Annotated in this window: 21 protein-coding genes; 17 read left to right on the top strand and 4 right to left on the bottom strand. The window is 58.6% G+C overall.

Going from position 1 to position 20,089, the window contains the following annotated elements; all coding sequences use genetic code 11:
- Positions 1 to 61: 61 nt before the first annotated feature.
- Positions 62 to 592, bottom strand: a complete 531-nt coding sequence (gene ppa, locus GT756_RS22675) for an inorganic diphosphatase (RefSeq protein ID WP_002886766.1) — start codon at positions 590 to 592, stop codon at positions 62 to 64.
- A 403-nt stretch (positions 593 to 995) separates the two neighbouring features.
- Here ppa and ytfQ point away from each other — a divergent pair, with 403 nt between their 5' ends.
- From ytfQ to yjfF, 4 genes are all read left to right on the top strand, one after another.
- The gene (gene ytfQ, locus GT756_RS22670; protein WP_002886769.1) at positions 996 to 1,952 is read left to right on the top strand and encodes a galactofuranose ABC transporter, galactofuranose-binding protein YtfQ; all 957 of its coding nucleotides are present in this window, start codon (positions 996 to 998) and stop codon (positions 1,950 to 1,952) included.
- Positions 1,953 to 2,075: 123 nt separating this feature from the next.
- On the top strand, positions 2,076 to 3,578 hold the full coding sequence (gene ytfR, locus GT756_RS22665) for a galactofuranose ABC transporter, ATP-binding protein YtfR (RefSeq protein WP_008807146.1): 1,503 nt from the start codon (positions 2,076 to 2,078) through the stop codon (positions 3,576 to 3,578).
- A 10-nt stretch (positions 3,579 to 3,588) separates the two neighbouring features.
- A complete protein-coding gene (gene ytfT, locus GT756_RS22660; protein ID WP_004206491.1) occupies positions 3,589 to 4,614 on the top strand; it encodes a galactofuranose ABC transporter, ATP-binding protein YtfT in 1,026 nt (341 codons plus the stop codon).
- The gene (yjfF, locus tag GT756_RS22655) at positions 4,601 to 5,599 is read left to right on the top strand and encodes a galactofuranose ABC transporter, permease protein YjfF (protein WP_002886825.1); all 999 of its coding nucleotides are present in this window, start codon (positions 4,601 to 4,603) and stop codon (positions 5,597 to 5,599) included. The genes ytfT and yjfF overlap by 14 nt, the downstream gene beginning before the upstream one ends.
- A gap of 44 nt (positions 5,600 to 5,643) precedes the next feature.
- Here the strand turns inward: yjfF and fbp are convergent, their stop codons facing one another.
- Entirely contained in the window at positions 5,644 to 6,642 is a 999-nt protein-coding gene (gene fbp / locus GT756_RS22650) for a class 1 fructose-bisphosphatase (RefSeq protein ID WP_004206493.1), read from the bottom strand.
- Between the two features lie 175 nt (positions 6,643 to 6,817).
- Between fbp and mpl the strand changes: the two genes are divergently transcribed.
- Complete coding sequence (mpl, locus tag GT756_RS22645; RefSeq protein WP_004206494.1) at positions 6,818 to 8,191, top strand: UDP-N-acetylmuramate:L-alanyl-gamma-D-glutamyl-meso-diaminopimelate ligase; 1,374 nt, start codon at positions 6,818 to 6,820, stop codon at positions 8,189 to 8,191.
- 68 nt (positions 8,192 to 8,259) lie between these two features.
- On the top strand, positions 8,260 to 8,787 hold the full coding sequence (locus GT756_RS22640; RefSeq protein ID WP_017900578.1) for a GNAT family N-acetyltransferase: 528 nt from the start codon (positions 8,260 to 8,262) through the stop codon (positions 8,785 to 8,787).
- A gap of 43 nt (positions 8,788 to 8,830) precedes the next feature.
- Here the strand turns inward: GT756_RS22640 and GT756_RS22635 are convergent, their stop codons facing one another.
- Both GT756_RS22635 and yjgA read right to left on the bottom strand, forming a co-directional pair.
- Positions 8,831 to 10,039, bottom strand: a complete 1,209-nt coding sequence (locus tag GT756_RS22635) for an aldose 1-epimerase family protein (protein ID WP_017900577.1) — start codon at positions 10,037 to 10,039, stop codon at positions 8,831 to 8,833.
- A 565-nt stretch (positions 10,040 to 10,604) separates the two neighbouring features.
- Positions 10,605 to 11,156 carry a ribosome biogenesis factor YjgA gene (gene yjgA / locus GT756_RS22630; RefSeq protein WP_004206498.1) on the bottom strand — a complete coding sequence of 184 codons (552 nt, stop codon included), beginning with the start codon at positions 11,154 to 11,156 and terminating at the stop codon, positions 10,605 to 10,607.
- A gap of 95 nt (positions 11,157 to 11,251) precedes the next feature.
- On the opposite strand from yjgA, the gene pmbA reads away from it, so the two are divergent.
- The 11 genes from pmbA to GT756_RS22575 all read left to right on the top strand — a co-directional run bounded on the left by pmbA (position 11,252) and on the right by GT756_RS22575 (position 20,089).
- Complete coding sequence (gene pmbA / locus GT756_RS22625; protein WP_160125086.1) at positions 11,252 to 12,604, top strand: metalloprotease PmbA; 1,353 nt, start codon at positions 11,252 to 11,254, stop codon at positions 12,602 to 12,604.
- 36 nt (positions 12,605 to 12,640) lie between these two features.
- Entirely contained in the window at positions 12,641 to 13,027 is a 387-nt protein-coding gene (gene cybC / locus GT756_RS22620) for a cytochrome b562 (RefSeq protein WP_002886893.1), read from the top strand.
- A gap of 289 nt (positions 13,028 to 13,316) precedes the next feature.
- Positions 13,317 to 13,655 carry a PRD domain-containing protein gene (locus tag GT756_RS22615; protein ID WP_004206500.1) on the top strand — a complete coding sequence of 113 codons (339 nt, stop codon included), beginning with the start codon at positions 13,317 to 13,319 and terminating at the stop codon, positions 13,653 to 13,655.
- 10 nt (positions 13,656 to 13,665) lie between these two features.
- A complete protein-coding gene (locus GT756_RS22610; RefSeq protein ID WP_004206501.1) occupies positions 13,666 to 14,028 on the top strand; it encodes an SFCGS family glycine-rich protein in 363 nt (120 codons plus the stop codon).
- A 2-nt stretch (positions 14,029 to 14,030) separates the two neighbouring features.
- Complete coding sequence (locus GT756_RS22605) at positions 14,031 to 14,330, top strand: DUF4312 family protein (protein WP_004206503.1); 300 nt, start codon at positions 14,031 to 14,033, stop codon at positions 14,328 to 14,330.
- A 21-nt stretch (positions 14,331 to 14,351) separates the two neighbouring features.
- Positions 14,352 to 15,128 (top strand): DUF4311 domain-containing protein, encoded by a 777-nt coding sequence (locus tag GT756_RS22600; protein WP_002886897.1) that lies wholly within the window; start codon positions 14,352 to 14,354, stop codon positions 15,126 to 15,128.
- 13 nt (positions 15,129 to 15,141) lie between these two features.
- Positions 15,142 to 15,786, top strand: coding sequence for a DUF4310 family protein (locus GT756_RS22595; protein WP_004206504.1), 645 nt, complete (start codon positions 15,142 to 15,144; stop codon positions 15,784 to 15,786).
- Between the two features lie 112 nt (positions 15,787 to 15,898).
- Positions 15,899 to 17,032, top strand: a complete 1,134-nt coding sequence (locus GT756_RS22590; protein ID WP_049114974.1) for an amidohydrolase/deacetylase family metallohydrolase — start codon at positions 15,899 to 15,901, stop codon at positions 17,030 to 17,032.
- Positions 17,016 to 18,134: a DgaE family pyridoxal phosphate-dependent ammonia lyase gene (locus GT756_RS22585; protein ID WP_130972176.1), complete on the top strand. Its 1,119-nt coding sequence runs from the start codon at positions 17,016 to 17,018 to the stop codon at positions 18,132 to 18,134. The genes GT756_RS22590 and GT756_RS22585 overlap by 17 nt, the downstream gene beginning before the upstream one ends.
- Entirely contained in the window at positions 18,131 to 18,871 is a 741-nt protein-coding gene (locus GT756_RS22580) for a KDGP aldolase family protein (RefSeq protein WP_017900574.1), read from the top strand. The genes GT756_RS22585 and GT756_RS22580 overlap by 4 nt, the downstream gene beginning before the upstream one ends.
- 66 nt (positions 18,872 to 18,937) lie before the next feature.
- On the top strand, positions 18,938 to 20,089 hold the full coding sequence (locus GT756_RS22575; RefSeq protein WP_094309608.1) for a lactonase family protein: 1,152 nt from the start codon (positions 18,938 to 18,940) through the stop codon (positions 20,087 to 20,089).

The following is a 20,089-nucleotide window of genomic DNA, read 5'->3' as shown; positions in this document are numbered from 1 at the left end:
TGGTGTTATCGCGGCAATCCGTGCCGCAATCAGGCAGGGGATGACCCTGCCTGAGACAGAATTACTTCTGCTTAGCGCGCTCGAAAGAGGCAACGATTTCGGCTTTCGCCGCTTCCGCGTTGTCCCAACCGTCGACTTTAACCCATTTGCCTTTTTCCAGATCTTTGTAGTGCTCAAAGAAGTGAGTGATCTGGGCTTTCAGCAGTTCCGGCAGGTCGTTCACATCGTTGATGTGATCGTATTCTTTGCTCAGCTTGGTGTGCGGTACGGCAACCAGTTTCGCATCTTCACCGGATTCGTCGGTCATCTTCAGAACGCCAACCGGACGGCAGCGGATCACGGAGCCCGGCTGCAGCGGGTACGGAGTCGGGACCAGCACGTCAACCGGGTCGCCGTCCAGGGACAGGGTGTGGTTGATGTAGCCGTAGTTGCACGGATAGAACATCGCTGTGGACATGAAACGGTCAACAAACAGTGCACCGCTCTCTTTGTCGACTTCGTATTTGATGGGATCTGCGTTCGCCGGGATCTCGATCACGACGTAGATGTCTTCCGGCAGATCTTTGCCCGCAGGTACGTTGAGTAAGCTCATGTCTGTTTCCTTTAAAATGTATGGCAAACAAGTGCTCGGTATTATAGCCAACTCACATCGAATGTCTTCGCTTCTTTTTCCCGATCTCGCCGCGGAGTGCTCTGAATTTTGCACGCCATAATGACATGAAAATCCATAAACATAGCCACATCATGAATAAATTTATGTAACCGTTTTCATTGCATGTGATTGATTTATCAAACTGCTTAAAAAAACGTCACAAACCGCCGCTGCCGCGCTCCCCGCTAAGCCTTATCCGCTCTCCGCTGGGCAATGGGGCCGTCATTAACATCTCATTTACTTTTTTGAAGTGTGATGTAACGCATTCAGTTACATCACCGATTGTCTATAGTTTGTCCGCAGGTGAGACTTTAACCAACAATAACCCTACGAGGATACCCTTATGTGGAAGCGCTTACTTCTTGTCACAGCAGTTTCCGCAGCTATGTCGTCTATGGCGATAGCTGCCCCGCTAACCGTAGGTTTTTCGCAGGTCGGTTCTGAATCCGGCTGGCGTGCGGCGGAAACCAGCGTCGCGAAAGAGGAAGCCGCCAAGCGCGGTATTACGCTGAAGATCGCTGATGGTCAGCAAAAACAGGAAAACCAGATCAAAGCGGTGCGCTCCTTTATCGCCCAGGGGGTTGACGCGATCTTCATTGCGCCGGTGGTGGCCACCGGCTGGGAGCCGGTGCTGAAAGAGGCGAAAGAGGCCAAGATCCCGGTCTTCCTCCTCGACCGTTCCATTGATGTGAAAGATAAAGATCTCTACATGACCACCGTGACCGCCAACAACGTGCTGGAAGGCCAGCTGATTGGCGACTGGCTGGTGAAAACCGTCGACGGTAAGCCGTGTAACGTCGTTGAACTGCAGGGCACCGTCGGGGCCAGCGTGGCCATCGACCGTAAGAAAGGCTTCGCCGACGCTATCGCCAAAGCGTCGAATATCAAAATTATCCGCTCTCAGTCCGGCGACTTCACCCGCAGCAAAGGGAAAGAGGTCATGGAGAGCTTTATCAAGGCGGAGAATAACGGCAAAAACATCTGCATGGTATTCGCTCATAACGACGATATGGCCATCGGCGCCATCCAGGCCATTAAAGAAGCCGGTCTGAAGCCGGGCAAAGATATTCTGACCGGCTCCATCGACGGCGTGCCGGATATCTATAAAGCGATGATCGCCGGCGAAGCCAACGCCAGCGTCGAGCTGACGCCGAATATGGCCGGCCCGGCGTTTGATGCGCTGGAGAAATACAAAAAAGACGGCACCCTGCCGGAGAAGCTGACCATTACCAAATCGACGCTGTATCTGCCGGATACGGCGAAAGAAGAGTTAGAGAAGAAGAAAAATATGGGCTACTGAGTGGCTAGCCCCTCATCCCGGCCCTCTCCGCAAGCGGAGAGGGTAACAGGCAGCGTTCCAGTAACCCCGGCAAGCAGAGCGCGAACCGGGGCAACCTGACATCATTTGAAGGTGATATCGATTATGAGCGCCGAGGCACACCAGGAGATCCTTCGCACCGAAGGACTCAGTAAATTCTTCCCCGGCGTTAAGGCGCTGGATAACGTCAACTTTAGCCTGCGGCGCGGCGAAATCATGGCCCTGTTGGGCGAAAACGGCGCCGGAAAATCGACGCTGATCAAAGCGCTTACCGGCGTTTACCATGCCGATCGCGGCACCATCTGGCTGGAAGGCCAGGCCATTTCCCCGAAAAATACCGCCCATGCCCAGCAGCTGGGGATCGGCACCGTTTATCAGGAAGTGAACCTGCTGCCGAATATGTCGGTGGCGGACAACCTGTTTATCGGCCGTGAGCCGCGGCGGTTTGGCCTGCTGCGGCGTAAAGAGATGGAGGCCAGGGCGACGGCGCTGATGGCCTCCTATGGCTTTTCCCTCGATGTGCGCGAGCCGCTGAACCGCTTTTCAGTAGCGATGCAGCAGATCGTTGCTATCTGTCGGGCTATCGACCTGTCGGCCAAGGTGCTGATCCTCGACGAGCCCACCGCCAGCCTCGATACTCAGGAGGTGGAGATGCTGTTTACCCTGATGCGCCAGCTCAGGGATAACGGCGTCAGCCTGATCTTCGTCACCCATTTTCTCGACCAGGTCTATGCGGTCAGCGACCGCATTACCGTGCTGCGCAACGGCAGCTTCGTCGGCTGCCGCGAAACCCGCGAGCTGCCGCAGATTGAGCTGGTGAAAATGATGCTGGGCCGCGAACTGGACCACAACGCCCTGCAGCGGGCGGGCCGAACCCTGCTGAGCGATAAGCCGGTGGCGGCGTTCGAAGGCTACGGCAAGAAAGGCACCATCGCCCCGTTCGACCTGCAGGTCCGTCCGGGCGAAATTGTCGGCCTCGCCGGCCTGTTGGGTTCCGGACGCACTGAAACCGCCGAGGTGATCTTCGGCATTAAAACGGCGGACAGCGGGAAGGCATGGATCAAAGGCAAACCGCAAACCCTGCGCTCTCCGCATCAGGCCTCCTGCCTCGGGATCGGCTTCTGTCCGGAGGATCGCAAAACCGACGGCATTATCGCCGCCGCTTCGGTGCGGGAAAATATCGTCCTTGCCCTGCAGGCGCAGCGCGGCTGGCTGCGGCCGATACCCCGGCGTGAACAGAACGAGATCGCCGAGCGCTTTATTCGCCAGCTGGGGATCCGTACCCCCAGCGCGGAGCAGCCGATCGAGTTTCTCTCCGGCGGCAACCAGCAGAAGGTATTACTTTCCCGCTGGCTGCTGACCAAACCGCAGTTCCTGATCCTCGATGAACCGACCCGCGGCATTGACGTCGGCGCCCACGCGGAAATTATTCGCCTGATTGAAACCCTCTGCGCCGATGGTCTGGCGCTGCTGGTCATCTCCTCTGAACTGGAGGAGCTAGTGGGTTACGCCGATCGGGTCATTATCATGCGCGATCGCCGGCAGGTGGCCGAGATCCCGCTCGCCGAGCTCTCTGTACCGGCGATCATGAACGCTATTGCGGCATAAGGAGTAACTCATGATGCCTCGATCTCTTTCGCAAACCGGCCCGGAGAAGCGACGCTTCACCTGGCCGAAGGGCACCCCGCAGATCATTGCTCTGCTGCTGGTTCTGCTGGTCGACAGCCTGGTGGCGCCCCATTTTTATCAGGTAGTGCTCCAGGATGGCCGCCTGTTTGGCAGCCCAATCGATATTCTCAACCGCGCCGCTCCGGTGGCGCTGCTGGCCATCGGCATGACGCTGGTGATCGCCACCGGCGGCATCGACCTGTCGGTGGGGGCGGTGATGGCGATTGCCGGCGCGACGGCCGCCTCGATGACCGTCGCCGGACACAGCCTGGCGGTGGTGCTGCTGGCCTCGCTGGCGGCGGGCGCGCTGGCCGGGCTGTGGAACGGCATCCTCGTGGCGGTCCTTAAGATCCAGCCCTTTGTAGCGACGTTGATCCTGATGGTGGCCGGACGCGGGGTAGCGCAGTTGATCACCGCCGGGCAGATCGTCACCTTTGATTCCCCTGCGCTGGCGTGGCTTGGCAGCGGATCGTTTCTGCTGTTTCCGACGCCAGTGATCGTCGCCGCTGCTACGCTGCTGCTGTTCTGGCTGTTTACCCGTAAAACGGCGCTGGGCATGTTTATCGAAGCGGTGGGGATCAATATCCGCGCGGCGAAAAACGCCGGCGTTAATACCCGCATCGTGGTGATGCTGGCCTATGTCCTGAGCGGCGTCTGCGCGGCGATCGCCGGGATCATCGTGGCGGCGGACATTCGCGGCGCGGATGCCAATAACGCCGGGCTATGGCTGGAGCTGGACGCCATTCTGGCGGTGGTCATCGGCGGCGCTTCGCTGATGGGCGGGCGATTCAACCTGCTGCTGTCGGTGGTGGGGGCGCTGATTATCCAGGGCATGAACACCGGGATTTTGCTCTCCGGCTTCCCGCCGGAGCTCAACCAGGTGGTGAAAGCGGTGGTGGTGCTGTGCGTACTGATTGTCCAGTCGCCGCGCTTTATCGGTTTACTGAAAGGGGTACGCGGCCATGATAAAACGTAATTTACCGTTGATGATCACCCTCGCGGTGTTTGTGCTGGGCTATCTCTACTGCCTGACGCAATTCCCCGGCTTTGCCTCGACGCGGGTGATCTGCAATATCCTGACGGATAACGCCTTCCTCGGGATCATCGCCGTGGGCATGACCTTCGTGATCCTCTCCGGCGGGATCGATCTGTCTGTCGGGTCGGTGATCGCCTTTACCGGCGTCTTTCTCGCCAAAGCGATTGGCTTTTGGGGAATATCACCGCTGGTGGCGTTTCCGCTGGTGCTGGTGATGGGCTGCGCCTTCGGCGCGTTTATGGGGCTGCTGATTGACGCCCTGAAGATCCCGGCCTTTATCATCACCCTCGCCGGCATGTTCTTCCTGCGCGGCGTGAGCTATCTGGTATCAGAGGAGTCGATTCCGATTAACCACCCGGTGTATGACACCCTGTCCGGGCTGGCATGGACCATTCCCGGCGGCGGACGCCTCAGCGCCATGGGGCTGCTGATGCTGCTGGTGGTGGTGGCCGGTATTTTTGTCGCCCACCGCACCCGCTTCGGCAATCAGGTGTATGCCATCGGCGGCAACGCGACGTCGGCGAATCTGATGGGGATTTCCACCCGCAGCGCCACAATCCGTATCTATATGCTCTCCACCGGGCTGGCGACGCTGGCCGGGATCGTCTTTTCCATTTATACCCAGGCGGGCTATGCGCTGGCGGGCGTCGGCGTGGAGCTGGACGCCATTGCCTCGGTGGTGATCGGCGGCACGCTGCTCAGCGGCGGCGTTGGCACCGTGCTGGGAACCCTGTTCGGGGTGGCGATCCAGGGGCTGATTCAGACCTACATCAACTTCGACGGCACCCTCAGCTCATGGTGGACGAAAATCGCCATCGGCATTTTGCTGTTTATCTTTATCGCGCTGCAGCGTGGGCTGACCGTGCTGTGGGAAAACCGGCAGAATGCGGCGGTGACGCGGGTGAGCGGGGCGGGGAGTCGCTAAGCGAGAGGCTCCTCCCGCAGGCGCGGGAGGAGCGGGCAGGGCGTTTAGGCGTCCGGGAACGACTTAATAAAGTTCTCGACGTCTTCCACCATGTGGTTGTTGCCGACGAAGAAGGAGCGGCGCTGGTGCAGGCTTTCCGGAACAATATCCAGAATACGCTCTTTACCATCGCTGGCCTTACCGCCCGCCTGTTCGGCAAGGAAGGCCATCGGGTTGCATTCATACAGCAGGCGCAGCTTACCATCCGGGTGGCTGGCGGTGCTTGGATAGAGGTAGATGCCGCCTTTCAGCAGGTTGCGGTGGAAGTCCGCCACCAGAGAGCCGATATAGCGTGAGGTATAAGGACGCTGCGTCGCTTTGTCTTCTTCCTGGCAGTACTTAATGTACTTCTTCACGCCCTGCGGGAATTTGATGTAGTTGCCTTCGTTAATGGAGTAGGTATTGCCCTTCTCCGGGAAGCGCATGCGCTCCTGGCACAGACAGAAGACGCCGAGGGACGGGTCATAGGTGAAGGCGTGGACGCCGCAGCCGGTGGTATACACCAGCATTGTCGAAGAGCCATAGACCACATAGCCCGCTGCCACCTGCTTGTTTCCCGGCTGCAGGAAATCTTCTTCTGTCACCGGCGTGCCAACAGGCGTCACACGGCGATAGATAGAGAAGATCGTACCGACAGAGACGTTAACGTCGATGTTAGAGGAGCCATCCAGAGGGTCCATCAGCACCACGTATTTGGCGTGTTCACACCCTTCGAAGACGACAATCTCATCTTCTTCTTCAGAGGCGATCCCGGCAACAATATCGCGTGCTCGCAGTGCGGCTTTTAATTTTTCATTAGCGAACAGATCGAGTTTTTGCTGAACCTCGCCCTGAACGTTTTCAGCACCGCTGGCACCCAGGATATCGACCAGACCGGCCTTGTTGATATCGCGGTGGATGATCTTGGCGCCCAGCTTTATTGCTGACAACAAAGCAGTCAGCTCACCGGTGGCGTGGGAGAACTCGTGCTGCTTTTCAACAATAAACTCACCTAACGTTTTCATAACTCGTTCCCTGCATTTTTATGTTGAGTAAAACGAACGCAACAATCTTAACAAAGAATCAAAAAAGTGCGCACTGGTGAATCGCGCCAGCAAAATACAGATTCGCCTGAAATGCATTTCGCCAGGGCCCGGGATATGGGTAAAATGTGCCCCGGATAAGAGAAGGAAATGACGAATGCGCATTCATATTTTAGGAATCTGTGGCACGTTTATGGGGGGCCTGGCCATGCTGGCGCGCTCCCTCGGTCATGAGGTAACGGGGTCGGATGCTAACGTCTATCCGCCGATGAGCACCCTGCTGGAAAACCAGGGGATTGATTTAATTCAGGGCTATGACCCCAGCCAGTTGGAGCCCCGGCCGGACCTGGTGATCATCGGTAACGCCATGACTCGCGGCAACCCGTGCGTTGAAGCGGTGCTGGAAAACAATATTCCCTATATGTCCGGCCCGCAGTGGCTGCACGACTTCGTGCTGCGCGATCGCTGGGTGCTGGCCGTCGCCGGGACCCACGGCAAAACCACCACCGCCGGCATGGCGACCTGGATCCTTGAAGCCTGCGGTTACCAGCCGGGCTTCGTTATTGGCGGCGTTCCGGGCAATTTCGACGTCTCTGCGCGCCTGGGCGACAGCCCGTTCTTCGTCATTGAAGCGGATGAATACGACTGCGCCTTCTTCGACAAGCGCTCCAAATTTGTTCACTACTGCCCGCGGACGCTGATCCTTAACAACCTTGAGTTCGACCACGCGGATATCTTTGACGACCTGAAGGCGATTCAGAAGCAGTTCCACCATCTGGTGCGCATCGTGCCGGGCAAAGGCAAAATTATCCTGCCGGAGAACGACATCAACCTGAAGCAGGTGATGGCGATGGGCTGCTGGAGCGAGCAGGAGCTGGTGGGCGAGCAGGGCCACTGGCAGGCGAAGAAGCTGAACGCCGACGCCTCGCAGTGGGAAGTGCTGTTTGACGGCGAAAAGGTCGGCGAGGTGAAGTGGGCGCTGGTCGGCGAACATAATATGCATAACGGCCTGATGGCCATTGCCGCGGCGCGTCACGTCGGGGTACTGCCGGCGGATGCCGCGAACGCGCTGGGCAGCTTTATCAACGCCCGCCGTCGTCTGGAGCTGCGCGGCGAAGCCAACGGCGTCACCGTGTATGACGATTTCGCTCATCATCCGACGGCGATCCTCGCCACGCTGCAGGCGCTGCGCGGCAAAGTGGGCGGCACCGCGCGCATTCTCGCCGTGCTGGAGCCGCGCTCTAATACCATGAAAATGGGCGTCTGCAAGGACGATCTGGCGCCGTCCCTTGGCCGCGCCGATGAAGTGTTCCTCCTGCAGCCGCAGCATATTCCATGGCAGGTAGCGGAAGTGGCGGAAGCCTGCGTCCAGCCGGCCCACTGGAGCGCCGACGTCGATACCCTGGCGGAGATGGTGGTCAAAACCGCCCATCCTGGCGACCATATCCTGGTGATGAGCAACGGCGGCTTCGGCGGCATTCATCAAAAGCTGCTGGATAAGCTGGCGCAAAAAGCGGCCGCGGCAGAGTAAGCCCGAGCGCCTCCGGTCACTGCCCTCCGCGTGAGGGCAGTTTTGTTTTTACCAACAGGGAGGGTGTGATGCTGACCTGCGAAAGCGTACTAACTACCGACTCGCCCCATTTCGCCATGCTGGACGCGCTCTACGCACGCGCCTTTCCGTGGCACGAGCAGCGCGAAAGCGAGGCCAAACTTCAGGCGCTGAGCCACCCGCACTACGCGCTGGAGGCGTGGTTCGATGAGAACGTATTTATCGGCCTCAGCGGCTGCTGGCTTTTTGCCGGCTACGGTTATGTCGAACATCTGGCGATCGACGATACGCTGCGCTCCCGTGGCTATGGTAAACAGCTGCTGGCGCAGATCCTGACGCGCGCCCCGCTGACTATTCTGGAAATCGATCCGCTCACCAGCGAGATCGCCCATAAACGACTGCGCTTTTATCAGTCGATGGGATTTCACGCTAACCCCTGGGCGCATCGTCATCCCACCTATCATCAGGGCATCGCGGATCATGAGCTGCTGGTGCTGAGCTACCCGCAGCCAATCGATGAGCGACAGTACCAGCAGTTTGCCCGGGATCTCGGGCACGAGGTGATGGGGCGGGAGTAGCCCGGCGCGGCGTACCGCTCCGGGCGTTCGGCTGGGGGTATTTTTACTCTTTGGCGATCGGCGTTTCGTTCTCCACCACTTTATTGTCGCCCTGAATCTGCGCGATCTTCTGCTCGACGGCGGCCACCTGGGCGCTGTCGTGCAGCAAGGTGTAGGTCAGATCAAACTGCGCGCTGGCGCCCGGCTGCAGCTGCTTCACGCGTTTTTGCTCGCGTTCAATGGTCACCGGATAGGCGTAGCTGGTCCCTGGCTCGATACCGGTGACGTAACCCTGTTTGACGGTGTCGGTGTTTTTCCACAGCGTCAGGACCGGCAGCTGGCGGGTGTCGAACTGAATAGAGGCGCCTTTATCGCCAGCCTTGTTGACCACGGCGGCCAGCGTCTGGTGATTTTCATCGGCCAGCGGCTGAATATTAAATACCATCTCGTCAAAGTCTTTGGTCGGTCCCTGATAGGTTTGCCAGGTTTTTAACCCGCTCTTGGCGTAATCATTGAACGGGCTGATGCTGGACATCGGGGCGAGGAAACGTGCGCCTTCTTCGAGGATCGGGGTACCGAAGTTGCTGTGGTAGATGATCTGATAATCATGCGGATAGTCGGCGTGATTGGTTAAGACATCGTGCAGGCTGAAGCTGTTACTGCCCGGGATATAGCGCAGCTCGGTCATGGTCTGCAGATCGGCTTTTTTGAAGGTGCTCTCTTTCACCAGCCCGCGGACGCGAATTTCATACGGCGCGCTGTCGGCCACCTCAACCTCCACCAGGGAGGCCGGCGTGTTGCCGGCCTTGCCGTGCAGGGTATAAATTTGCCCGTCCGCGGTGACTGGATGGCCGGTCCACTCATAGCCGCAGCGGACCATCATCTCGTTGAACCCTTCCAGCCAGCCGAGTCCGTTGCGGCTCTCCAGGTTGATAAACGCCGGGTTAACAACCTCTTTGACCGGCGAATCCCAGCCCATCCGGCTGCCGAAGCCTTCCACTCGCAGCAAGTTCATGCCCCGCGTCGGGCTGAGGGTGATTGTCAGGCCGTCTTTACTGCGAATGGTGAGGATTTTGCTGCCTTCCTGCTTGCCGCCGTGCAGGACTTTTTGCTCAATGCTGAACGTATGGTCTTTCACCTTCAGCTGATCGCTGCTGATCTGCCAGTTTCCTTTATCCATGCCCTCTTCAGCACTCGTCAGCACCCATGTTTTTGCCGCGGCGGAGCCAGAAACCAGCAGAGCGATAGCCGTCAGAACCAATGTCTTTTTCATTTTTATTCCCTTTTGCTGAATCGATTGTGTCATTGACGTGTGAAATCTACCGGCATGGGGGTGATTAAAATGTGAAGCGCCTCACCTGGTGAGAAAGTGGCCGTTTTGAAGATGTTAAATGCGATAAGTGTCGTATTATTGTGCTAAGGCATGATTAATTATCACCACAAGATGTGATCTGCATTGCTTTTAGCTTTAACGATTCAGCGGTGGTGAGGCAATAAACAAAAGTATCGTTGTGCGGATTAGGGGGACTCAGGAGATGCAGCGGGAACCCCCTGCTGGCGCGATGTTGGCGTTGTAGCTGGGGAAGGTAGGCCGGATAAGGCGTAGCCGCCATCCGGTACAACGCCGGAAACGGCGCCGGATACAGTTTGCCCGGCGGCGCTGCGCTTGCGCGGGCCTACGGTGTTGAGCAAGCGTTTGATAAATCAGGTTAAGCAGCCTTTCGTAGGCCGGATAAGGCGTAGCCGCCATCCGGCACAACGCCGGAAACAGCGGAGTAGCCCGGATAAGGCGCAGCGCGCCGCCATCCGGGTGACTTGTGCGGCAAAAGCGGCGGGAATTAGCCTTCGTTTTCCGCCAGTTCGCGCAGATACTGGAAGATCAGGCGCGCGGATTTCGGCGGTTTGTTGCCTTCTTTCTCTTTCTTCGCATTGCGGATTAGGGAACGCAGCTGCTGACGGTCAGCATCTGGCCACAGGTTCAGCACTTCAGCTACGGCGTCATCCCCGTCGTCAATCAGTCGGTCACGAATCTGCTCCAGCTTGTGGAACAGCGCAACCTGCTGGTTGTGGCGGTTTTTTAGCTTATCCAGCGCCTGACGAATCGGATCGACATCGCGATTGCGCAGCATCTTACCGATAAGCTGCAGCTGGCGGCGGCGACCCTCTTTTTTGATTCGCTGGGCGAGTTCGATGGCGTCGCGCAGGTCAGTATCCAGCGGAATTTTATCCAGCGCGTTTTTCCCCAGGTCAACGAGTTCAGCGCCAAGACGCTTCAGTTCTTCCGCGTCGCGCTTAATTTCACTCTTACTGACCCAGATAATTTCATCGTCTTCATCCTCGATATCATCACCGGGAACGTCGTCGAGCCAGTCTTCGGGCTGCTTTGTCATCTCAGGCTCCTTAAAAAAAGAGGCTAATGTTACCAGTTAAGGCGCGCACTGAAAAACGGTTCTCTGTTAGACTTCAGTTAACTCCTTCTTACATTATGGCATTAGCAATGAAAGTGATCTCTCAAGTTGCCCAGCAACGTAAGACGCTGGAAGAGGCCGTGACCACGGCGCTGGAACTGGCGGCAGGTAAATCCGATGGCGCAGAAGTCTCCGTCAGCAAAACGACAGGCATCGGCGTCAGCACCCGCTATGGCGAAGTGGAGAATGTAGAATTCAATAGCGATGGGGCGTTAGGCATCACGGTTTACCACCAGAACCGCAAGGGCAGCGCCTCTTCCACCGATCTCAGCCCGGACGCCATCGCCCGTACCGTGCAGGCGGCGCTGGATATCGCGCGCTATACCTCCCCGGACCCGTTTGCCGGCGTGGCCGATAAAGAGCTGCTGGCCTTTGACGCCCTGGATCTGGACCTGTTCCACCCGGCGGAGGTCTCCCCGGACGACGCCATTGAACTGGCCGCCCGCGCGGAGCAAGCGGCGCTGAAGGCCGATAAACGCATCACCAACACCGAAGGCGGCAGCTTTAACAGCCACTATGGCATCAAAGTGTTCGGCAACAGCCATGGCATGCTGCAAAGCTACTGCTCGACTCGCCATTCGCTCTCCAGCTGCGTCATTGCGGAAGATGACGGCGATATGGAACGCGACTACGCCTACACCATTGGCCGGGCAATCGAGGATCTGCAATCCCCGGAATGGGTCGGGGAAGAGTGCGCCCGCCGCACCCTGTCGCGCCTGGCGCCGCGTAAGCTGTCGACCATGAAGGCGCCGGTGATTTTCGCCAACGAAGTGGCGACCGGGCTGTTTGGCCACCTGGTCGGAGCGATTGCCGGTGGTTCGGTATACCGCAAATCCACCTTCCTGCTCGATTCGCTGGGCAAACAAATTTTGCCGGAGTGGCTGACCATTGAAGAGCATCCGCACCTGCTGAAAGGGCTGGCCTCCACGCCTTTCGACAGCGAAGGCGTGCGCACCGAGCGTCGCGATATCGTCAAAGATGGCGTACTGACCCAGTGGCTGCTGACCAACTACTCCGCCCGCAAGCTGGGGATGAAAAGCACCGGCCACGCCGGGGGCATCCATAACTGGCGCATTAACGGCCGCGGCCTGAGTTTTGCAAAGATGCTTAAAGAGATGGGCACCGGTCTTGTGGTTACCGAACTGATGGGGCAGGGTGTCAGTGGCGTCACCGGAGACTACTCACGCGGCGCATCCGGCTTCTGGGTAGAAAATGGCGAAATTCAATATCCTGTCAGTGAGATCACCATTGCAGGAAATCTGAAAGAAATGTGGCGTAATATCGTGACCATTGGCGATGATATTGAAACGCGCAGCAACATTCAGTGTGGTTCTGTGCTGCTGCCGGAGATGAAAATCGCCGGACAATAACACCTGTTTGCTTAAATAATAAAAAGGAAGTGAGCAATGCGTAAAAAACTGTTAGCGATGCTGGCTGTCTCTGCTTTTGCGCTCGGTTCAGCGTCGGCCTTCGCCGACCTGGGCGAAGACATGGACACTCTGGCAGAAAACCTGCAAGTGGTACAGAAGACCTCCGACGCCGGCGAGCTGAAAGCGGCGCTGAATAAGATGCGTACCGCCGCGGTTGATGCCCAGAAAGAGACCCCGCCGAAGCTGGAAGGCAAAGCGGCCGACAGCGCTGAGATGAAAGATTACCGTCACGGTCTGGATATTCTGATCGGCCAGATCGACGGCGCGCTGAAGCTGGCGAATGAAGGCAAGGTGAAAGAGGCGCAGGCCGCCGCGGAGGAGTTTAAAACCACCCGCAACACCTACCATAAGAAGTACCGCTAACTGTTCTTTTCGGGAGGCATCAGCCGATGTCTCCCGCCTGAAAACCTACCTGTATCACATTTTTCCCTTTTCTTTTTCCGGCCTTTCCGCAGCCGCGGGCGGCTCATTCGCGCGCATTGTTGTGATACGTCTCACGCCATAATTGCTGTTTTTTCATTTTTCCAGTGAATATGTGGTGTCGATCACGCCTGCCGTCTCCCTTTCCACTTCGAAGTGGAAAACAACTCGCTACAAACTCCCACCCCCCGGCGCTACTTTGATTCCCAGAGACATCAGCGGGGTATCAGAAGTGAATAACGGAGCGGTAATACACGACGTAGGGGAGCAGGCAGCGCAGACCGAACGCCTGGCTGACAAGATGCTGCAGCAGGTTTTTGCCCTGTTAAGCCGTCACGGCATCGTCCCTAACGACGTTCAGGAGCAAATGCTGACTTCCCACGTGCGGGCGATGGCCCACCGGTCAATCAGCGGCGAACCGCTGCCGGAAGTGGATGCCAGCCTGTTCGAAGAGATTTCACCAGATTCAATGACGTTGGCCCGCGAAGTGGTCGCGCAGTTCGGCAACCTGCCTGATGAAGAGGCCTGGCTGCTCTCCGTCCACTTCGAAGTCGCAAAAGAAAACCTGTAAGGAGCAAAACATGGAACAAATCACCGTAGTTATTGGCGACCGCCTGGGTAAAGGCCAAAAGGTCGCCGCAGGCGCAGAGAAAGCCGGCGCACGCGCAGTGGTCGTCCCTGGCGTTGCTGCCGACATGAAGCTTGGCGACATGATGAAAGCGGAAAACGCCACCTTCGGCATCTCCTTCTGCGGCAGCGGCGGCGCCGGCGCCATCACCGCCCAGACCAAATACGGCTACAAAGCGAAATACGGCATGCGTTCTGTTGAAGAGGGCGTCACCGCCATCAACGAAGGCTGCAACGTGCTGGGCTTCGGCTTTATGGATAAAGAAGAGCTGGGCGAGCGCCTGGTAGAAGCCTGGAAAAAGAAATACGGCGCATAAGTATGAAAGAGCAATTCACCACCACGGTGAGGGTTGCCGGCAAAGGCGAAAGCAAATCACGGGCCTTCGCCGATGCCCTGAACCATGTGCAGGCTGCGGTGATGAAAACCTCATCGCACATTCTGCTGCGTATTGAGCCACAGGACGTGACGGTTGTTCATGCGCGCGAAGCGGTACGAAAAGAGGCCTTCCTGTTTTTCTTTTTGCGCCGTGAACGACGGACCTACAGCGTGGAGCTGGACGTCACCGTCAACGTGACCGCCATCGATCTCGATAAAGTGGATTTCGTCACGCAAACCTGATTGTTAGCAAAGGGTCTGACTATGTTCCTGATAATTTTAATAAAATCGCTTATCATCGGCGGCCTGGTCGGCGTCGGCGTGGGCGCCGGAGCGGCACGCATGTTTCATGCCCCTACCACCCAGGGGATGGGGGCGTTTCGAACCCTGGGCGAGCTGAACTCCTGTGAGGGCGATCCGGCTTCCCACTTCTCCTTTGGCCTCGGTTTCTTCTTTAACGCCTGGGCCTCTTCCGTTGCAGCAGGCTCCTTCACCCAGGATGTTGACCACCGCATTATCCCCAACTGGGGCGCGGCGGCGCTGATGCTGAAAAATCGTAACGTCGGCGAAACGCTGCACGATCCGAAAAAAATGGCCATCTCCTGCGGCATCATCGGCATGATTGTCGTCGCCTTCCTCAACCTTACCGCCTCGTCCGTACCGGAAGCGCTGCAGGTGACCGCGGTTAAGGTACTGGTACCGGCGGCAAACCTGCTGGTGAACACCGTGATGCCGGTGATCTTCTGGCTGGCGGCGATCGACGCCGGTAAAAAATCAGGCTTCTGGGCGACCATCTTCGGCGGCGCGGCGCAGCTGATTATGGGCAACGCCGTACCGGGGCTGGTGCTGGGTATTCTGATCGGCAAAGGCGTTGAAGAGAGCGGCTGGAACCGGGTCACCAAAGTGATGATGGTGGCCATTGTCGCCCTGTTCGTCCTCAGCGGCTTCTTCCGCGGCTTCGACATGAAGATGATCGAATCCTTCCATCTGACCGTGCCGAACTGGCTGGACATGATCCACAACTCACTCAGCGGCAAATAACGGGAGCCTGATAATGGAACAGAATAAAGGTTTTTGGTATGCCGACTGGTCGTTCCCGATCTTCGTTGGCCTGCTCTCCTCCGGCGTCTTCGCCGGGACCCACATGTACTACCTGTACGGCATCGGCGCCTTTAACGAAGTCGCCTTCGTGGCGATGCTGAAGTCGGGGATTGATACCGGCGTTTACGGCGCGGTGGCGGCGTTTGGCGCCAGCTTCCTGTTCGCCCGCATCATCGAAGGGTCGCTGGTGGGGATCCTCGATATCGGCGGCGCTATTCAGACCGGGATCGGTCTTGGCGTCCCGGCGCTGCTGCTCGGCGCGGGCTTTGTCTTCCCGGTGGCGAACTTCGCCGCCTCGCTGGCAACCGGCCTGATCCTCGGCCTGGCGGTGGGCTACATCATCATTCTGGCGCGTAAGTTCACCATCAACCAGAGCGACTCCACCTACGGCGCCGACGTGATGATGGGCGCAGGTAACGCCTCCGGCCGCTTCCTGGGGCCGTTGATTATCCTCAGCGCAATGACCGCCTCGATTCCTATCGGGATCGGCTCGCTGGTTGGCGCACTGCTGTTCTACATCTGGCAGAAACCGATCACCGGTGGCGCCATCCTCGGCGCGATGATCCTTGGCTCGATCTTCCCGGTGGCGATTAGCTAATCGCCCGATGGCGCTGCGCTTATCGGGCCTACAGGTCAGCGCGATGTGTAGGCCGGATAAGGCGGTACGCCGCCATCCGGCAACAGATTCACTCTTTCATCAGGAGATAGCTATGTTTGATTTACTCCTGCGCCGCGCGCGCCTCGTCGACGATACCCTGACTGATATCGCCATTCAGGACGGGAAAATCGCGGCGCTGGGCGAGATTAGCGCGCCCTCCCGTAAAACCATCGATCTGCAGGGCAACAGCTACGTCAGCGCCGGCTGGATTGACTCCCACGTTCACTGCTACCCGAATTCGCCGATATATCACGATGAGCCGGACAGCGTCGGCATCGCCACCGGCGTCACCACCGTGATTGATGCTGGCAGCACCGGCGCCGACGATGTGGACGACTTCTACCAGTTAACCCGCAAAGCGGTGACGGAAGTCTATGCCCTGCTCAATATTTCCCGCGTCGGGCTGATTGCCCAGAACGAACTGGCCATTATGGCCAATATCGACGCCGAGGCGGTGAAGCAGGCGGTGCAGCGCCATCCCGACTTTATCGTCGGCCTGAAGGCGCGCATGAGCAGCAGCGTGGTGGGGGAAAACGGCATTACGCCGCTGGCGCGCGCCAAGACTATGCAGCAGGAAAACGGCGATCTGCCGCTGATGGTACACATCGGCAATAATCCGCCGAACCTCGATGAAATTGCCGAGCTGTTGAGTCGCGGCGACATCATTACCCACTGCTATAACGGCAAGCCGAACCGCATTCTGAATCCTGCCGGCGAACTGCGCAGTTCGATTACCCGCGCCCTGCACCGCGGCGTGCGCCTTGACGTCGGCCACGGTACCGCCAGCTTCAGCTTTGAAGTGGCGCGCCGGGCGATTGCGCTGGGCATTCTGCCGCACACCATCAGCTCGGATATTTACTGCCGCAACCGCATCGACGGCCCGGTACGTTCGCTGGCGCTGGTGATGTCGAAATTCCTCGCTATCGGCATGACCCTGCCGCAGGTGATTGACTGCGTGACCGTCAGCGCCGCCGAGGGGCTGCGCCTGTCGCGTAAAGGGCGGCTGGAAGTGGGTTTCGACGCCGATCTCACGCTATTTCGCCTGGAGCGCCAGCCAACGCTGCTGGTGGATGCCGAAAAAGAGAGCCTCCAGGCAGACAACATTCTGGTGCCGCTGGCCGCGATCCGCGCGGGCAAAGGCTATCTGACCGAACAAGGGAGCGCGGAACATGCCTTCGATTTTTGAAAAATACCGTTTAAAACAAGTAATTAACACTTCCGGCCGGATGACGGCGCTGGGCGTCTCCACGCCGCGCCCGGAAGTGGTGGAAGCCGCGATGGCCGGTATGAACCAGTACTTTGAAATGAAAGACCTGGTGAATAAGACCGGCGAGTACATCGCCAGGCTGCTGGACGTGGAAGGGGCGACCGTGGTCTCCTGCGCGTCGGCAGGGATTGCCCAGTCGGTGGCGGCGGTGCTGGTGAAAGACAGCGACTGGCTGCTGGAGAACCTGCACGTTACGCCGATAGAGAATAACGAAATCGTCCTGCCGAAGGGCCACAACGTCAACTTCGGCGCGCCGGTCGGCACCATGGTGGCGCTGGGCGGCGGTAAGCTGGTGGAAGCGGGCTACGCCAACGAATGCTCTGCCGAACAGCTGGCGGCGGCGATCACCCCGCGCACCGCGGCGATCCTCTACATCAAATCCCACCACTGCGTGCAGAAAAGCATGCTCAACGTCGCGCAGGCCGCGGAAGTAGCGCGTCAGCATCATTTACCGCTGATCGTCGACGCGGCGGCGGAGGAAGATCTGCAGTGCTACTACCGCATGGGCGCCGACCTGGTTATCTACAGCGGCGCGAAAGCGATTGAAGGGCCGACCAGCGGGCTGGTGATCGGCAAAACGCAGTACGTTGAGTGGGTTAAACGCCAGTCGATGGGCATTGGCCGGGCGATGAAAGTGGGGAAAGAGGGGATCCTCGGCCTGACCTGCGCCATTGAACACTACCTGACGGCGAGCAAAGAGAGCGGTGAGGAGATGGTGACGAAGATGACGCCGTTTATCGAACAGCTCAACACCCTCAACGGCGTCACTGCCCGTGTGGTATGGGACAGCGCCGGCCGCGATATCGCCCGCGCCGAAATCAAATTCGACGAAGCGGTGACCGGCGTGAAGACCGGCGATCTGGTTAACGCGCTGAAGCAAGGCGAATACGCCATCTACTTCCGCGGCTATAAAGCGAATGAAGGCATTATCGAAGCCGATGTCCGCAGCGTTAACGCACAGCAGCTGGCGGTGGTCGCCCGTCGCATCGCGGAAGTTCTACACAAGGAGAAACAAGCATGAAACTGACCCCAAACTTTTACCGTGACCGCGTGTGCCTGAACGTCCTGGCGGGCAGCAAAGACAACGCTCGGGAAATCTACGACGCGGCGGAAGGTCATGTCCTGGTCGGCGTGCTCTCCAAAAATTACCCGGACGTCGCCAGCGCGGTGGCCGATATGCGCGACTACGCGAAGCTGATTGATAACGCCCTCTCCGTCGGGCTGGGCGCGGGGGATCCGAATCAGTCGGCGATGGTGAGCGAGATTTCTCGCCAGGTGCAGCCGCAGCACGTCAACCAGGTCTTCACCGGCGTGGCCACCAGCCGCGCGCTGCTCGGGCAGAACGAGACGGTGGTCAACGGCCTGGTTTCGCCCACCGGCACCCCGGGGATGGTGAAGATCTCCACCGGCCCGCTGAGCAGCGGCGCGGCGGATGGGATTGTGCCGCTGGAAACCGCCATCGCGCTGTTAAAAGATATGGGCGGCAGCTCCATCAAATACTTCCCGATGGGCGGCCTGAAGCACCGCGACGAGTTCGAAGCAGTGGCCAAAGCCTGCGCCGCGCACGATTTCTGGCTGGAGCCGACCGGCGGTATCGATCTGGAAAACTACAGCGCGATCCTGAAGATCGCCCTCGATGCCGGGGTGAGCAAAATCATCCCGCATATCTACAGCTCGATTATCGATAAGGCCAGCGGCAACACCCGCCCGGCCGATGTTCGCCAGCTGCTGGAGATGACCAAACAGTTAGTGAAGTAGTGCCCTTGCCCCTCACCCTCAAAGGGTGAGGGGCAACTGATCCCACCGAACCATCAAGGAGTTACCATGCCAACCGCTCGTCACCTGCTTGTTGCTTCACTGTCTTTGCTTGCGGCCGGCGCCGCCGCGCAAACCCACTACGCCTGGATTGGCACCTATAATCCCAATGGCGAAGGTCTGTACCGCTTTACCGTTGATGGCCAAACCGGCGCGCTGCGGGACAAGGCGCTGGTGAGCTCGCTGGCGAATGTCGCGCAGCTGACCGTCTCGCGCGATGGCAAAACGCTGTATGCCGCCAGCGAGGTAGAGAAAGGCGTGGTGCAGGCGTGGCGCATTGAGAAGAACGGTGAGCTGACCGCACTCAATCAGGTCGCCTCCGGCGGCGCCGGGCCGGTTTATCTCTCCCTGACGCCAAACGGTAAACAGCTGCTGGTAGCCAACTACGTCAGCGGCAGCATCGCCGTGCTACCGGTCAAAGAAGATGGTAGCCTGGGTGAGGCGGTGGACAGGCATCAGGATGAAGGCCCGGCAGGGGCCGAACGCCCGGCGGCGGCCGTCGAGGGCAGCTTCGCCATCAGCGATCACAATGGCCCGCACGCCCATATGATCGCCGCCGATCCCAGCGGAAAATACGTTTACTCTACCGATCTGGGGCTGGATCGGATCTATCAGTACCGGCTGGATAGCGCCAGCGGCAAGCTGACGCCGAACGATCCGCCATTTATCGCCGCTTCGTCGCCGGGAGCCGGCCCGCGCCACTTCGTCTTTACGCCAAAGGGCGACGGCCTGTGGCTGATTAACGAAGAAGCGTCGACGCTGACCTTCTATCATCTGGATCAGCAAAGCGGTCTGCTGCGCGAAGGCAAAACCGTCTCCGCGCTGCCGAAAGAGTATAAGGGCACCAGCTTTGCCGCCGGTCTGGCGCTGAGCAACGACGGCAAACAGCTGTACGTCGCCAACCGTCTGCATAACAGCATCGCCCACTTTACGGTGCAGGCCGATGGCCGCCTGAGCCACCAGGAGGATATCTGGACGCGCGGAGATTACCCCCGCACGCTGACCCTGGATACTCAGGGGCAGTGGCTGTACGTCATGAACCAGCGTAGCGATAATATTACCCGCTTCAGCGTGGCGCCGAAGGATGGCAAATTGACCTTTGTCTCAGACTACACGCCGGTCGGCAGCCCATCGCAGATGGTGATATCCGCCCAACCCTGA

Source organism: Klebsiella sp. Q2 (assembly GCF_009900705.1).
Classification (GTDB): Bacteria; Pseudomonadota; Gammaproteobacteria; order Enterobacterales; family Enterobacteriaceae; genus Klebsiella; species Klebsiella quasipneumoniae.
Note: the sequence above shows the minus strand (reverse complement) of the source record. Positions and strands in the feature narration are given on the sequence as shown.

What these genes read in the sequence shown, in the direction of transcription:
- ppa (WP_002886766.1), bottom strand. Translation starts at nt 592, where the DNA reads ATGAGCTTACTCAACGTACCTGCGGGCAAAGATCTGCCGGAAGACATC.
- ytfQ (WP_002886769.1), top strand. Translation starts at nt 996, where the DNA reads ATGTGGAAGCGCTTACTTCTTGTCACAGCAGTTTCCGCAGCTATGTCG.
- ytfR (WP_008807146.1), top strand. Translation starts at nt 2,076, where the DNA reads ATGAGCGCCGAGGCACACCAGGAGATCCTTCGCACCGAAGGACTCAGT.
- ytfT (WP_004206491.1), top strand. Translation starts at nt 3,589, where the DNA reads ATGATGCCTCGATCTCTTTCGCAAACCGGCCCGGAGAAGCGACGCTTC.
- yjfF (WP_002886825.1), top strand. Translation starts at nt 4,601, where the DNA reads ATGATAAAACGTAATTTACCGTTGATGATCACCCTCGCGGTGTTTGTG.
- fbp (WP_004206493.1), bottom strand. Translation starts at nt 6,642, where the DNA reads ATGAAAACGTTAGGTGAGTTTATTGTTGAAAAGCAGCACGAGTTCTCC.
- mpl (WP_004206494.1), top strand. Translation starts at nt 6,818, where the DNA reads ATGCGCATTCATATTTTAGGAATCTGTGGCACGTTTATGGGGGGCCTG.
- GT756_RS22640 (WP_017900578.1), top strand. Translation starts at nt 8,260, where the DNA reads ATGCTGACCTGCGAAAGCGTACTAACTACCGACTCGCCCCATTTCGCC.
- GT756_RS22635 (WP_017900577.1), bottom strand. Translation starts at nt 10,039, where the DNA reads ATGAAAAAGACATTGGTTCTGACGGCTATCGCTCTGCTGGTTTCTGGC.
- yjgA (WP_004206498.1), bottom strand. Translation starts at nt 11,156, where the DNA reads ATGACAAAGCAGCCCGAAGACTGGCTCGACGACGTTCCCGGTGATGAT.
- pmbA (WP_160125086.1), top strand. Translation starts at nt 11,252, where the DNA reads ATGGCATTAGCAATGAAAGTGATCTCTCAAGTTGCCCAGCAACGTAAG.
- cybC (WP_002886893.1), top strand. Translation starts at nt 12,641, where the DNA reads ATGCGTAAAAAACTGTTAGCGATGCTGGCTGTCTCTGCTTTTGCGCTC.
- GT756_RS22610 (WP_004206501.1), top strand. Translation starts at nt 13,666, where the DNA reads ATGGAACAAATCACCGTAGTTATTGGCGACCGCCTGGGTAAAGGCCAA.
- GT756_RS22605 (WP_004206503.1), top strand. Translation starts at nt 14,031, where the DNA reads ATGAAAGAGCAATTCACCACCACGGTGAGGGTTGCCGGCAAAGGCGAA.
- GT756_RS22600 (WP_002886897.1), top strand. Translation starts at nt 14,352, where the DNA reads ATGTTCCTGATAATTTTAATAAAATCGCTTATCATCGGCGGCCTGGTC.
- GT756_RS22595 (WP_004206504.1), top strand. Translation starts at nt 15,142, where the DNA reads ATGGAACAGAATAAAGGTTTTTGGTATGCCGACTGGTCGTTCCCGATC.
- GT756_RS22590 (WP_049114974.1), top strand. Translation starts at nt 15,899, where the DNA reads ATGTTTGATTTACTCCTGCGCCGCGCGCGCCTCGTCGACGATACCCTG.
- GT756_RS22585 (WP_130972176.1), top strand. Translation starts at nt 17,016, where the DNA reads ATGCCTTCGATTTTTGAAAAATACCGTTTAAAACAAGTAATTAACACT.
- GT756_RS22580 (WP_017900574.1), top strand. Translation starts at nt 18,131, where the DNA reads ATGAAACTGACCCCAAACTTTTACCGTGACCGCGTGTGCCTGAACGTC.
- GT756_RS22575 (WP_094309608.1), top strand. Translation starts at nt 18,938, where the DNA reads ATGCCAACCGCTCGTCACCTGCTTGTTGCTTCACTGTCTTTGCTTGCG.